This window comes from Brevibacterium salitolerans (assembly GCF_039531405.1).
Lineage (GTDB): Bacteria > Actinomycetota > Actinomycetes > Actinomycetales > Brevibacteriaceae > Brevibacterium > Brevibacterium salitolerans.
In genome coordinates this window covers 160,409-173,725 of record NZ_BAAAPZ010000007.1, presented here as the reverse complement: position 1 = coordinate 173,725, position 13,317 = coordinate 160,409, and the positions used below count along the sequence as shown (strand labels likewise).

Genomic DNA, 13,317 nt, shown 5'->3' with positions numbered 1-13,317 from the left:
CCCGGCCACGCGGAGCCCCGCACCCACATCCGTCCACGCACCCGAAGGAGTCCCACATGACCGCAGCACAGCAGACCGTCGCCCTCGACCCGGAGGCGCTGAGCTTCGCCGACGTCGTCGCCGTCGCCCGCCACGATGCGCAGGTGACCGTCCCCGCCCACGTCGCCGCCTCCGTCGCCGCCTCCCGCGAGGCCGTCGACGCGCTGGCCAACGCGGAGAAGCCCGTCTACGGCGTCTCCACCGGGTTCGGTGCGCTCGCGCAGCGCCACATCCCGCACGATCTGCGCGCCCAGCTGCAGAAGTCGCTCATCCGCTCGCACGCCGCCGGCGTGGGCGAGCCGGTGGAGCGCGAGGTGGTGCGTGCGCTCATGCTCCTGCGCGCCCGCACCCTGGCCACCGGTCGCACGGGCGCGCGGCCTGAGACCTTCGAGACCTATGTGGCCCTGCTCAACGCCGGCATCACCCCGGTGGTCCGCGAGTACGGCTCGCTGGGCTGCTCCGGCGACCTCGCCCCGCTGAGCGCCTGCGCGCTCGTGCTCATGGGCGAGGGCGAGGTGCACGGCCCGGTGGGTGCCGACGGCACGCCGTCCGCGCCCGTCCCCGCCGCCCAGGCCCTCGCCGAGGCCGGCATCACCCCCGTCCAGCTGCGCGAGAAGGAGGGGCTGGCGCTGGTCAACGGCACGGACGGCATGCTGGGCATGCTCATCATGGCGCTGGCGGACATCGACGTCATCCTCACCACGGCGGATCTGTCCGCGGCGATGAGCGTCGAGGGCCAGCTGGGCACGGACCGCGTCTTCCAGCCGGACCTGCACCACCCGCTGCGTCCGCACCCGGGCCAGGCGGAGTCCGCCGCGAACATGCTCTCAGCCCTCGCGGACTCCGCGATCGTCGCCGGCCACCGCGATTCCACGCACCTCGTCCAGGACGCCTACTCGTTGCGCTGCGCCCCGCAGGTCCACGGCGCCGCGCGCGATGCTGTGGCCTTCGCCGCGCAGACCGCCGCCCGTGAGCTGCGCGCCGCGATCGACAACCCCGTCGTCCTCCCGGACGGCAGCGTCTCCTCGAACGGCAACTTCCACGGCGCGCCCCTGGCGCACGCGCTGGACTTCCTCGCCATCGTGCTGGCGGACGTGGCCTCGATGGCGGAGCGCCGCACGGACCGCTTCCTCGACCGCTCGCGCAACCAGGACCTCCCGCCGTTCCTCGCGGACGACGCGGGCGTGGACTCCGGTCTCATGATCGCCCACTACACGCAGGCCGGACTGGTCTCGGAGATGAAGCGCCTGGCTGCACCGGCGAGCGTGGACTCGATCCCATCCTCGGCCATGCAGGAGGACCATGTCTCGATGGGCTGGGGTGCGGCCCGCAAGCTGCGCACTGCGGTGGCGAACTTCGCCCGCGTCATCGGCATCGAGCTCTACACCGCCGCTCGGGGCATCGATCTCCGCCAGGACGCCCCGGCGCCCATCACCGGTGCGGTCATCGCACAGCTGCGGCAGACGGTCCCCGGCCCCGGACCGGACCGCTTCCTCACGCCGGAGCTCGAGGAGACGATCGGCCTGGTCGCCTCCGGGCAGGTGCTCGCCGCCGCCGAGGCCGCCGGCCCGCTGGTGCACGTGCTCCCCGAGTTCGCCTCGGGCGCGGACGCCCCACGGGGAGCCGCCCCCGGCGCGGCCTCCGCACAGGGCTGATCCACTGAGCAGAGCCGGCCCACCGGCCCACCCATGAGACCGGGCCGGCGGTTCCGCACCGCCGGCCCGGCACAGCAGCACCCGCACGCACCCCACCCGCCCACGGAAAGGACGCTCCCATGAGCGACGTCGTCTCCCTCCTCGGCCAGATCGAGGACATCGGCCGTGACCCTCGCGGCCCCGGCTACCTCCGTCCCGGCTTCTCGCCGGAGGAGCGGACGCTGCGCGAGTGGTTCCTCGCGGAGGCGGACGCCCGCGGACTGGACACGGAGGTGGACGGCAACGGCATCACCTGGGCGTGGGTGACGGACCCCGGCGAGAACGCCGTGGTCACCGGTTCCCACCTGGACTCCGTGCCCGGCGGCGGGGCCTTCGACGGCCCGCTGGGCGTCGCCTCGGCCCTGGCCGCCGTGGACGCGCTGCGGGCGGACGGCCGCCTGGCGCAGGCCCGGCGCCCCCTGGCCCTGGCGGTGTTCCCGGAGGAGGAGGGTTCGCGGTTCGGCCTCGCCTGCCTGGGCTCCCGGCTGCTCACGGGCGCGGTGAGCGCGGAGAAGGCGCTCGCGCTCCAGGACGCGGAGGGGACCACTCTCGCGGATGCGCTCTCCGCCTACGGCCTCGATCCTGCGCGGGCCGGCCGGGACGAGGCGCGGCTGGGGCGGATCGGCTCCTTCCTCGAGCTCCACGTGGAGCAGGGTGTGGGACTCGCGGGCACGGAGCACGCGGTGGCGATCGGCTCCTCGATCATCGGCCACGGCCGCTGGCACTTCCGGTTCACCGGGCAGGGCAACCACGCGGGCACCACCCCGCTCACCCATCGCGCGGACCCGGTGGTGGCCGCCTCCCGGCTGATCGGCGACATCCCGGAGATCGCCGCACGGCACGCAGGCGCCGTGGCGACGGTGGGGCGCACGCTCCTCCACCCCGGCGGCACCAACGTCATCGCCTCCTCGATGGACTTCTGGCTGGACATCCGCCACCCGGACGACGACGTGGTGGCCGCCGTGCTCGCGGACATCACCCGCCGCGCCCACGAGCGCGCCGCCGAGGCCGGATACGCCGGGCGCGCCGTCACCGCCACCGTCGATCAGGAGTCCTACTCCGCCACGACGGAGTTCCACTCCGAGTTCAACGCCCGTCTGGGCGGGCTGCTGCCGGGCGCGCCGCTGCTGCCGTCCGGTGCCGGTCACGATGCGGGCATCCTCGCGGGCCACGTCCCCTCCGCCATGCTCTACGTCCGCAACCCCACGGGCGTCTCGCACGCGCCGGAGGAGGCCTGCGAGGACGAGGACGCGCGCGCAGGCGTCACGGCGCTCGCCGACGCCCTGGCGATGGAGCTCGCACGATGAGCGCGCGGGTCCCCGGTGTGACAGGAGAAACGGGCGGAGCCGCGGAGGTGGGTGCTTCCACCTCGGCCACGGAGGCCGCCGGGCCCGCAGCCGTCACAACGAGAGCGATGGGTGCTGCGGACTCCTCCGGCGTGCATGCCGGAGGTGGTGGGGCCTCTGCAGCGTCCGCCTTCTGGTGCGAGCGCGCCTGGGTGGACGGCGCGATGCGCGCCGGCGTGCTGCTGGAGGCGGATGCCGCGGGCGTGCTCACCCGGGTGCGCGCGGACGTCCCCGCCGCCGAGGCTCCGGCCGAGGCCCAGCACCTGCCCGGCATCGTGCTCCCCGGCGGGGTGAACGCGCACTCACACGCCTTCCACCGCCTGCTGCGCGGGCGCACGCACGGCGACGGCGGCACGTTCTGGACGTGGCGCGAGGTGATGTACCGGATCGCCGGCAGGCTCACCCCGGAGACCTACCGGATCGCCGCCCGCGCGGTGTTCGCGGAGATGCTCCTGGGCGGCTGGACCTCCGTGGGCGAGTTCCACTACGTCCACCACGCTCCCGGCGGTGAGCCCTACGGTGCGGCGCATGCCGAGCGGCAGGTGGGGGCGGCACCAGCCGGTGCGGGAGTGGACGGACCGGCCGGCGAACCGGGTGAGCAGCCGCATGCCATGGAGCTCGCGCTCGCGGCGGCGGCCGAGGACGCGGGCATCCGCATGCGCCTGCTCGACACCTGCTACCTCACCGGCAGCATCGGCACGCCGCTGAGCGAGGAGCAGGCGCGGTTCGGCGACGGCGACATCGACGGGTACCTGCGCCGTCATGCGGACCTCGCACGCGTGCTGTCCAGCGGGCCTGCGGGGGGTGCTGCCTCGTCCGGTGAGGGTATCAGCGCTGGTGAAGCCTCTGCCGGCTCACCTGCGGGCGGTGCTCCCGGTGGCGGTGCCTCCGGCCTCGTCACTCTGGGTGCGGCGATCCACTCCGTGCGCGCCGTGCCTGCCGCAGACATCCCCCGCTTCGCGGAGCTCGACGGTCCCGTGCACGTGCACCTCTCCGAGCAGCCCGCGGAGAACGCCGCGAGCCTGGCCGCCTACGGCCGCACTCCCACGGGAGTGCTCGCGGACGCGGGAGTGGTGGATGCGCGCCTCTCGCCCGTCCACGCCACGCACCTCACGCCGGAGGACATCGCCCTGCTCGGGGAGGCGGGGACCACCGTGGTCATGTGCCCGTGCACGGAGGCGGACCTCGCGGACGGGATCGGGCCCGCGCTTGAACTCGCGGAGGCGGGTGCGACACTCGCCCTCGGCTCCGATCAGCACGTGGTGCTCGACGCCCTGCGCGAGCTCCAGGCGCTGGAGGCCGGTGAGCGGCTGCGCTCCGGGCAGCGCGGGCGCTTCTCCCCGGAGCAGCTGCTCGCGGCGATGACGACGGGCGGTGCCCGCAGCCTCGGGCTCCCGGCGGGTACGCTCGCAGTGGGCAGCGTGTGCGACCTCATCGCGGTGGACCCGCACAGTCCCCGGACGTACGGCTCGGTGGACGAGCAGATGGTGCTCACCGGCACCTCGGCGGATGTCCGCACCGTCGTCACCGCGGGGCAGGTGCGCGTGCGCGACGGTGTGCATGCGCAGCTGGGGGACATCGGCGAACTGTACCGCGAGGCATATGCGGCGCTGGATCTCTGAGCCGCAGCTCGCTGCGGCCGCATGCGGCTCAGAGCGGACGGCCCCGGCGGGGGCGGCAGACGGTGTGACGACGAGGGGAAGGGGCAGCGCGGATGGCTGAGGTGCCCGCACTGCGGCGCGGCGTGGCGATCCTCCGCCACCTGTCCGGGTCGAACCGTCCTGTGAGCGCAGGCGCACTCGTCCGCACCCTGGGCCTGCCGCGCTCCACCGTCTACGACCTGCTGGGCGTGCTCGAGGAGCTGGGCATGGTCTACCACGCCGATTCCGGCTACGTGCTGGGCGCGGGTGTGCAGGAGCTCAGCGCGTCCTACCTGCGGACCAACCCCCTGCAGCGGCTCGCGGCACCGCTCGTGCGCGCGCTCGCGGAGCAGACCGGTGCGACCGCCCAGCTCGCAGTGCTGCGCGGCTGGGAGACGGTGTACCTGCTCAAGGAGCAGGCGGTGGAGTCCGTCGCCGTCATCACCGCCTCGGGCATCACCATGCCGGGGTACCTCACCGCGACGGGGCGGGCCATCATGGCGCACCTGCCCAAACGCGATCTGCTGGCGATCCTGCAGGCGGAGACCACCTTCGTGAACCGGACCGGGCGCGGGCCGCGCACGTACTCGCAGCTGAGCGCTGAGCTCTCCCTCACACGCCGCCGCGGCTGGGCGGAGGAGACCGGGGAGGTCACACCGGGCGTGCGGACGGTCGCCGCGCCGGTCTTCGACGTGATGGAGCGGCCCATCGCCGCGCTGGGCGTGAGCGTGGCGATGGCGGAGGAGGAGGCTCCCGCGGACGGTTCCGGGGCGAGGGCTTCCAACGCGGGTGGTGCGGGGGCTGCAGAGGCGACCGCTCCCACTGGGACCGCGCAGATCGCCGCAGCCGTCCGCCGGGCGGCGGAGTCGCTCAGCGCGCAGCTGGCGTAGCAGCGGTCCTGCCTCCTGCGCCGGTCCTGCCTCCTGCAGCGGCTCCGCTTCTCGTGCCGGTCCTGCTTCCTGCTCCGGTCCCTCCGTGCTAGCGTCGAACGAACGATTGCTCAGACGCGCGCACGGCGGCAGGCGCCGGAAGCGTGTGCGCTCACACCTGATTCTCGAAGGGGAGAACGATGGCCTGGGACTTCAGCACGGAACCGGAATTCGAAGCGAAGCTGCAGTGGATGCGCGACTTCGTGCGCGAGGAGATCCTCCCGCTCGAGGTGGCGGACCTGGACCCGGAGGCGTCCGCCACGGTGACCGCAGGGCTCAAGGCGCAGGTGAAGGAGCAGGGTCTGTGGGCCGCACACCTCCCGCCCGAGCTCGGCGGCGGAGGGTTCGGCCAGCTCAAGCTGGGCCTCATGCACGAGATCCTGGGCCGCTCCCGCCTCGCCCCGCCCATCTTCGGCAACAACGCACCGGACTCCGGGAACGCGGAGCTGCTGGCGATCGGCGGAAACGAGTTCCAGAAGGAGCGCTGGATGAAGCCGCTGCTGGCAGGCGAGCTCCGCAGCTGCTTCTCGATGACGGAGCCCGGTGCCGGTGCGGACCCCACCCGGCTCACCACCCGCGCCGTGCGCGACGGCGACGAATACGTCATCAACGGCCACAAGTGGTTCTCCTCGAACGGCTCCCACGCGGACTTCTTCATCGTCATGGTCGTGACGGACCCGGAGGCGGAGCCGCACAAGCGGGCCTCCATGATCCTCGTGGACAGGGACACCCCGGGCGTCAACGTCCTGCGCGACATCCCCGTGATGGGAGGCGCGCACTCGGCCGGGGACAAGGGCCACGCGGAGATCCTGTACGAGGACGTGCGGGTGCCGGCCAGCCACCTCATCGGCCGGGAGGGCGACGGGTTCGTGCTCGCCCAGAAGCGCCTCGGGCCCGGCCGCATCCATCACGCCATGCGCTGGCTGGGGCAGGCGCAGCGTGCGTTCGACATCATGTGCGAGCGCGTCGTCTCCCGTCACGTGAAGGACGGCGTGCTCGCGGACAAGCAGATGATGCAGGACTTCATCGCCACCTCCAAGGCGGAGATGGAGGCCGCACGCCTCCTCACTCTGCAGGCGGCGTGGAAGATGGACCAGGGCGGGACGAAGGCGGCGCTGACGGACATCGCACTCATCAAGTTCTGGGGCGCGCAGGTGCTCTACAACGTCATCGATCGGGCCATCCAGGTGCACGGCTCCCTGGGCATCACCGGAGACCTGCCGCTGGAGGAGATGTACCGGGACGCCCGCGCCGCACGCATCTACGACGGGCCGGACGAGGTCCACAAGGTCACGGTCGCGCGCCGCACACTGCGGGACTTCACGCCGGTCGAGGTGCCCACGGAGCACATTCCCACGCGCCGTGAGGCCGCCGCACGGAAGTTCGCCGCACTGCTGGAGGCCTCGGAGGGATGAGCGTCGAAGGAGCGCACACCGATGCCGGGGCCGCTGCCGCACATGCCCGTGCCGCGGGGCTGGACACCGCTGCTCTCCAGGAGTGGCTGAGCGGTCGTCTGGGGCCGGGCGCCATCCGTGAGGAGCGGTTCCTCACGGGCGGGACGCAGAACGTGCTGCTCGGCTTCACCTGGGAGCCCGCGTCCGGGGAGTCCGCGCGGCGCCTCATCTACCGAGGCCCGCCCGTGAACAAGCGGAAGAACTCGGACGCGGTGATGCTGCGGGAGGCGAGGGTGCTCGCCGCGCTCACCGGCTCCGGGGTGCCGCACCCCGGCTTCGTCGCGGCGTGTGAGGACCTGGACGTGCTGGGCAATGCGTTCTTCGTCATGGAGGCCGTCGACGGGTTCAACGGCGTCTCCGAGGTGCCCGAGGCCGTCGCCGCGGACGAGGCATGGCAGCACGCCATGGGACTCTCCCATGCGCGGGCGGTGGCCCGGCTGGGCGACGTCGATCCGTTCGCGGTGGGCCTCGAGGGCTTCGGGAAGCCTGAGGGCTGGCTCGCCCGCCAGCCCGGGCGGTGGACGGGACAGCTGGAGAGCTACCGCTCCTTCGAGACCTGGCCCGGTCTGGACCATCCCGGCGTGGAGGAGATCCCGCGATGGCTCGCAGAGCGCCTGCCGTCCGCCGAGCGCGCGGGCATCGTCCACGGTGACTGCCATGCCGGCAATGTGCTCTTCTCGCACGAGGTGCCGGAGGTCGCGGCGCTCGTGGACTGGGAGCTGAGCACCCTGGGCGATCCGCTGCTGGATCTTGGGCACCTGCTCGCCTCGCGGGACGGCCTCACACCGTCCGGCGCACCCACGAACGCGGAGATGGTCGAGGCGTATGCGGAGGTCAGCCGTCACGATGTGGAGGCGGTGGACTACTTCCACGTGCTCGCGTGCTTCCGGTTCGGCGCGATCCTCGAGGGTTCGCAGGCGCGTGCGAGCGCCGGTCTCGTGCCGGAGTCCGTGGGCGAGCGGCTGCATGCACGCACGGTGTCCCTCTTCGACCAGGCGCTGCGCGTCATGGACGGCGAAGGTGTGGGCAGCTGAGCCTGCGGCGCAGAACCCGGAAGACGGCTTTGCCGCCCACCTGTACGTGGGCGGCAAAGCCGTTTTCCGGTGTGCGGGGGCGCCTCAGCGGCGCCGCATGCGCACGCCGATCACGATCTCCGCGATGCCGTCGACGATCGCGTAGATGCCGATCAGCCAGATGAGTCCGAGGACGGCCGCACCCGTGTTGAACAGCATGATGAAGCCCAGCACGACGGCGAGGATGCCGGAGAGGAGGACGCCCCACCAGAAGCGGGCGCCCAGTTTCCGGAGCTCGAAGGAGTTCACGGCGTAGAGGATGCCCAGCAGGATCGCCCAGAACGCCATGATGTACACGACGGCGATGGCGGCGGCCTGCGGCATCACCATGACGGCGCTGCCGGCGAGCACGGAGACGATCCCGGAGAACAGCGCCCAGCCGCTGCGGTGCTCCTTGTCGCGGGTGAACCAGCTGACGATCGTGGCGGCGCCGGTGACGAGCGTCCATGCTCCGAAGACGATGCCGAACGCCCAGACGGAGGCGAACGGCATGAACAGGAAGGCCAGGCCCATGAGGAGGCTGAGCACCCCCTGGACGATGAGGGCCGTACGGGCGCCGCTGCGCAGCCTGTCCCAGTCGAAGCCCGGGGTCTGTGCCTGCTGATCCGATGGTGTCGACATCATGGTGCCCTCTCCGTGGGAAGTTCCTGTGGCCTCCACGCTACTCCGATCCGGGGCGTGCGACAGGGGGTGATGCGTGTCTGGTGGAACACGTTGCTCGGCCGTGCAGAGCCCTCCACGTGCGGGCCCCGGTGACCACGTGCGGGGCCCGAATGTCCGCTTGGCCGCCCACATGCATTCGGCGCCCGAGCGCTTTCGCGAACCCGCTGTGCAGCGGTGCCCAGTAAATGTCCTTCCCACCCACATGTACGTGGGTGGCAAAGCCGCCGGGCGGTGTGTGGGGAGGCGCTCAGACCTCCTCGCCGGGGATGACGTCGTCGTCATCCCCGCGGCGTCCGTGCGTGCCTCCACTGCTTCCCGGTTCGCCGGCTGCGCTCGGTCCGCCCGGAGTCCCTGGCGCACGTGGTCCGCCCGGCCACCCGCCGCCGGGACCGCCAGTTGCGCTCGGGCCGGGGAAGCCGCCCGCGCCGAAGCCGGGGTAGCCGCCGCCGAACCCTGCTGACCGCACCTCCATGCGGCCGATCTTCCACCCCAGCACCAGCATGGCCCCGCCGATCACCACGAGCACGATGCCCAGCACCCACAGCAGCCCCGTGAGCCCGGCGGTCGGATTGAGCAGCAGCAGGAAGCCGTAGACCACAGCGGCGGCTCCGGCCAGCACGCCCGCCCACCATGCGGACACGCCTGCGCGCCGGAGGCCGAAGGACGCGGCGATCGCCGTGCTCCCCACCAGCAGGGAGACGAAGGCGACGACGAAGACCACGACCGCGCCCGCGGCCTCGGGCACCAGGAACAGCGCAAGGCCCAGGAGCGCCGGGAGGAGCGCGCCGGCCACGCCCCTGCGCCTCCGGACGAGGGCGAGCACCGCAGAGGCCGCAGCGCTGAGCAGCAGCCACGCGGCGAACACGCGGACGAGGACCACCGCGCTGTCGATGGGCCAGAAGAGGAACAGCAGTCCCGCGAGGACGGCGAGGCCGCCTTGGATCATGAGTCCCGTCCGCACGCGCGAACGCAGCACCTCGAAGGGGTTGGGCACGACGCGGGCGTCCTCGCCGCCGATGCGGTGCTCGCCGTTGTCGTCAGGGCCGGGGGAGCGGTGCGCGGGCGTGGAGTTCATGCCCCCATTGTCTCGCACCTGCCTCGCAGGCGCTTGCCGGAGACGCAGGCCTCGCTTCGTCCTCCCGGTGAGCGGTGACGAACCGGCACGGCGGTCCGCGCGTGGAGCCGGGCTCGTTCCCGCCGGGCGAACGCGGAATCACTCGTCGGTCGCATGCGCGGAGGCGTCCGCCCCTGTTGAGGCGCCGGCCCCTGCCGAGGCGTCCTGCACCTCGTGCGCGAGAAGCCTCCTGCCGGCCGCGTACATGCCGAGCACCCGGGGGAGCGGAGCGCGCCGTCCGGACAGATACGTGGCGAGGACGCGGCCGCCGGCCGTTCCGCTCGAGCGGGTCGCGCCGCTCCTCCCGCCGGAGCCGGTCTCCGAGGTGCTCCCGGCCGCTGCGGCCGCCGTGGTCGCCCTGGCCATCCCGGCCGCCGCCTCGGCCGTGTTCGTCGCGGCATCCGCGTGTGCCGCATCCACTGTGGCGGCGTCCCTCTCCTCCGCACGCTGCCGGCGGTGGGCGGCCACTCTGCGCAGCGTCTGCGCGGCGACTGCCTGCGGTGAGTCGAGCAGTTCCACCTCGTGTCCCACGGACTCGCACAGGGCCTGTGCGATGCGCTCGCCCACGAGGCCGTAGTGCGTGCATCCCAGCACCACCGAGGTGACGTCCTCCGGGGTCTGCGCCGCAGCCTCGGCGACGGCCTCCCGGATCCGTTCTTCCTCACCGGACTCGATGGCCTCCGCCAGGCCTGCCGCGGCCACCCGGGTCACGGGCAGCCCGCCGGCGAAGGCGTCGATGAGCCTGCGCTGGTACTCGCTGCCCGTCGTCGCGGTCGTGGCCCAGACTGCGAAGGGCGCGCGCCGTGCGGCGGCCGTCTTCACCGCCGGCACCGTCCCGATGACGGGGATGCGGGGCTCGAAGACACTGCGGAGGTGTTCGAGGGCGTGGACGCTGGCGGTATTGCAGGCCACTACGATCGCATCCGGCTCCCACGCCGCGAGCCGGTGCGCGGAGTTCTCCGCGACCTCGCGCAGACGCTCCGGGGTGAGGCTCCCGTAGGGCATGTTGTCGGGATCCATCGCGAGGATCAGCTCGGCGTCCGGAGCCTGTGTGAGGATCGCATCGGCGAACCCCACGAGGCCGAGGCCGGAGTCGAGCAGGCCCACCCGCGGCGGGCGGGCCGCGTCCGCCCGTGCTGCGCTCTCCTGCACCGAACTCTCCTGCGCCGAGGTCTTCACTGTCGTGCTCTTCTCTGTCTTCATGCGGGTGAGCAGTCTCCTCCTGCCTTCGAGTGTGCGGCTCCTGCTGCGCCGGCGGGGTGAGAGGAAGCGGCGGAGGGTGCGCAGGTGGCTCTCCGTGAGGCCGCGGGCGAACTCCGGGACGATCATGAGGAGCCGGTCCGGATAGCGCTGCGCGAAGTAGGCGTGCGTGCGGGGAGAGGCGAGGTCGTCGTCCACCCAGACGGCGCGCCTGCGCGGGTCCTCGTCCAGCCAAGCGGCGACGTGACGGGCCTTCCACCACGCGTGCGGATCTCCCGCGTAGCGGTTGTAGGAGTCGTCCGGCATGGGGACGACGGGATGGGTGTCGCGGAAGCCCAGGGCCGGTTCGAGCTCCTCCGTGCACCGGTGCGACCAGGTGGAGAGCCAGACGAGGGTGGCCTCGCGCGTGCGCATCACACGCTCCAGCGCACGGACGATGGCGGGCCGGTAGTGCAGGGCGAAGCGCCAGGCGTGCGCCGTGCGGCGGCCCTCCCGGTAGTACCGCAGACCGCGGACGGGGTACGAGTTGAGAACGCCGTCCACGTCGAGGAAGACCGTCGCGTGGCGGTCGAGCGCTCCGTCCTCTGCTTCGTCCACGTCTACCAGGGTAGCGACCTCACCGGCGGTGGGGCGGCGGGCTCGGTGGGACGGCGGGCTCAACAAGCGCGGGCGAACATGACACACTGGCGGCATGAGTGACCTGACTCACCTCTCCGCCCTGGACGCCCTCTCCGCCTACCGCTCCTGCGAGCTCTCGCCGGTGGAGCACCTCGACGCCCTCCTCGCCCGGGTCGAGACGGTGGACGCCGTCGCGGTGGGAGAGGGGCCGATCAACGCCGTGGTCGATCTCTTCGCGGAGGAGGCCCGCGCGGTGGCCCGCGAGGCCGAGCGCGCCTATGACCGGGCGGACGGGGACCCCGAGGCCCTGGCCGAGCTGCCGCCCGCGCTCGGCCTGCCCATGCTCGTCAAGGAGCAGCACGATGTGAGGGGACGCTCCGCCACCCGAGGTTCGGCCGCACTGGCGGGCAGCTCCGCGGGGGCCGACCATCCCATCGTGGCGCGGCTGCGCGCCGCCGGTGCGGCGCTGTTCGGCCGGACCACCACACCGGAGCTCTCCTGCGCCACCTTCACCCAGACCGCGGAATGGGGCATCACCCGGAACCCCTACAGCCGCGCGCACACGCCGGGAGGCTCCTCGGGCGGATCCGCAGCTGCGCTCGCCGCCGGCTACGCACCGCTGGCGACGGCCTCGGACATCGCCGGGTCCACGCGCATCCCCGCCGCCTTCTGCGGCCTCGTGGGCTTCAAGACCCCCTACGGGCGCACGCCGGCGGTGCCGCCGCTCAACCTCGACACCTTCCGCGGCGACCACATGCTCGCCCGGACGGTGGCGGACTCCGCGTTCGCGACCACGCTCATCGCAGGCATCCACCCGGCGGACCACTCCACCGTGCCGCTCACCACCGGTGAGTCGCCCGTGCCCACGTCCCTGCCGGGCGCGGCGGCGGTCCACGGTCTGACGGTGGGCATCAGCCGCGACCTCGGCTGCTACGAGGTGGACCAGGACGTGCTCGAGGGGTTCGAGGCCGTGGTGTCCGCGCTCGCCTCCGCGGGGGCGGAGATCGTCGAGGTGGATCCGGGGCTCAGCCTCGACGACATCGACAACGCCGCGATGGTGCACTTCGGCCACCTGCTCACCGGCAACATGCGCCGGCTGGCCGGCGGAGACCTCGACAGCCTCGAACCGTATTCGCGGGTGTTCGTGGAGCGGGCCACGGAGTGGGCGCGGCGCTACACGGCCGTGGACGGCCTCATGTACGAGAACGCGGTGCAGCGCGCCATCGCCCACGCCATGTCCGGCCTCGACGTCATGCTCACACCCACCTCCGCCGTGGCTGCGCTGGAGGCCGGCAACATGTACCTCGACGGGATCGCCCGGCCCAGCGGGCACGAGGACTTCTACTGGCGGGCGCACATGACGCTGCCGTTCAACATCGCCAACCGGCTGCCCGTGCTCGCCGTGCCCTCCGGGCTGGGGCGCACGGGGGTGCCGGTGGGCGTGCAGATCGTCGGTCACCCGTACGAGGACGCGAGCGTCTTCCGGGTGGGTGCGGCGATCGAGGAGCTGCTCCCGTTCCCCGCCATGCCCCAGGTGGGGTGAGGCA

10 protein-coding genes are annotated in these 13,317 nt (G+C 72.7%); 7 read left to right on the top strand and 3 right to left on the bottom strand.

Going from position 1 to position 13,317, the window contains the following annotated elements:
• Positions 1 to 56: 56 nt before the first annotated feature.
• From hutH to ABD240_RS09870, 6 genes are all read left to right on the top strand, one after another.
• Positions 57 to 1,694 carry a histidine ammonia-lyase gene (gene hutH, locus ABD240_RS09895; protein ID WP_344337033.1) on the top strand — a complete coding sequence of 546 codons (1,638 nt, stop codon included), beginning with the start codon at positions 57 to 59 and terminating at the stop codon, positions 1,692 to 1,694.
• A gap of 119 nt (positions 1,695 to 1,813) precedes the next feature.
• Entirely contained in the window at positions 1,814 to 3,040 is a 1,227-nt protein-coding gene (locus ABD240_RS09890) for an allantoate amidohydrolase (RefSeq protein ID WP_344337032.1), read from the top strand.
• Positions 3,037 to 4,701 carry an amidohydrolase family protein gene (locus ABD240_RS09885; protein ID WP_344337031.1) on the top strand — a complete coding sequence of 555 codons (1,665 nt, stop codon included), beginning with the start codon at positions 3,037 to 3,039 and terminating at the stop codon, positions 4,699 to 4,701. Before ABD240_RS09890 ends, ABD240_RS09885 begins: the two co-directional genes overlap by 4 nt.
• A 92-nt stretch (positions 4,702 to 4,793) precedes the next feature.
• Positions 4,794 to 5,609: an IclR family transcriptional regulator gene (locus ABD240_RS09880; RefSeq protein WP_291792675.1), complete on the top strand. Its 816-nt coding sequence runs from the start codon at positions 4,794 to 4,796 to the stop codon at positions 5,607 to 5,609.
• 179 nt (positions 5,610 to 5,788) lie between these two features.
• Positions 5,789 to 7,063, top strand: coding sequence for an acyl-CoA dehydrogenase family protein (locus ABD240_RS09875; protein ID WP_344337030.1), 1,275 nt, complete (start codon positions 5,789 to 5,791; stop codon positions 7,061 to 7,063).
• On the top strand, positions 7,060 to 8,136 hold the full coding sequence (locus ABD240_RS09870) for a phosphotransferase family protein (protein WP_344337029.1): 1,077 nt from the start codon (positions 7,060 to 7,062) through the stop codon (positions 8,134 to 8,136). The genes ABD240_RS09875 and ABD240_RS09870 overlap by 4 nt, the downstream gene beginning before the upstream one ends.
• Before the next feature lie 84 nt (positions 8,137 to 8,220).
• On the opposite strand, the gene ABD240_RS09865 is transcribed toward ABD240_RS09870, so the two are convergent.
• From ABD240_RS09865 to ABD240_RS09855, 3 genes are all read right to left on the bottom strand, one after another.
• Entirely contained in the window at positions 8,221 to 8,799 is a 579-nt protein-coding gene (locus tag ABD240_RS09865) for an HdeD family acid-resistance protein (protein WP_344337028.1), read from the bottom strand.
• Between the two features lie 286 nt (positions 8,800 to 9,085).
• Complete coding sequence (locus ABD240_RS09860; protein ID WP_344337027.1) at positions 9,086 to 9,913, bottom strand: DUF308 domain-containing protein; 828 nt, start codon at positions 9,911 to 9,913, stop codon at positions 9,086 to 9,088.
• Between the two features lie 138 nt (positions 9,914 to 10,051).
• Positions 10,052 to 11,749 (bottom strand): HAD domain-containing protein, encoded by a 1,698-nt coding sequence (locus ABD240_RS09855; protein ID WP_291792690.1) that lies wholly within the window; start codon positions 11,747 to 11,749, stop codon positions 10,052 to 10,054.
• 94 nt (positions 11,750 to 11,843) lie between these two features.
• Between ABD240_RS09855 and ABD240_RS09850 the strand changes: the two genes are divergently transcribed.
• On the top strand, positions 11,844 to 13,313 hold the full coding sequence (locus ABD240_RS09850) for an amidase (RefSeq protein WP_291792693.1): 1,470 nt from the start codon (positions 11,844 to 11,846) through the stop codon (positions 13,311 to 13,313).
• Positions 13,314 to 13,317 lie beyond the last annotated feature (4 nt).